Below are 695 nucleotides of genomic sequence, written 5' to 3' on the forward strand. Positions count from 1 at the left end.
GTTAAACCATATTGAACATGATTCTCTGCCGGTTTCCATCGACGAGTCCTTTGCACCTGTCCTTGATTACTTGAAGAAAGCACTGGAGGAGCAAAGCGAACCTCCTAAAGAAACAAAAACTGATCTTGTTCATCCGCTGCAAATCGTTCGCGATTTGCGTGAACTGCTGAGCGATGACATAACGGTGACTTGCGACATCGGCTCCCATGCGATTTGGATGTCTAGATATTTCCGCACCTACCGTCCGCATGGACTGCTGATTTCCAACGGCATGCAGACGCTTGGGGTGGCTTTGCCGTGGGCGATTGCAGCAACGCTGGTCAATCCGGGACAGAAAGTCGTGTCTGTTTCCGGGGACGGGGGCTTCCTGTTCTCCGCGATGGAGCTTGAGACAGCGGTCAGATTAAAAGCGCCGATCGTTCACATTGTCTGGAATGACAGCACATACGATATGGTTGCGTTCCAGCAGGAGATGAAATACAAGCGGACGTCCGGAGTCGACTTCGGCGGAATCGATATTGTAAAATATGCTGAAAGCTTTGGTGCAAAAGGTTTAAGGGTCAATTCACCTGACGAATTGGCAGAGGTGCTTAAAGCTGGTCTTGATGCAGAGGGGCCTGTTGTCATTGATATTCCGGTCGATTACAGCGACAACATTCATTTGGCCGATCAGCGTTTTCCAAAAAAATTTGAGG

1 protein-coding gene is annotated in these 695 nt (G+C 49.4%); it reads left to right on the top strand.

Annotated elements, in window-relative coordinates; all coding sequences use genetic code 11:
* Nucleotides 1–695, top strand: a 695-nt coding sequence (locus ACWHAR_RS27465) for a thiamine pyrophosphate-dependent enzyme (protein ID WP_452088483.1), incomplete at both ends; no start/stop codon positions are given.

Source organism: Bacillus sp. LR--39 (assembly GCF_053613335.1).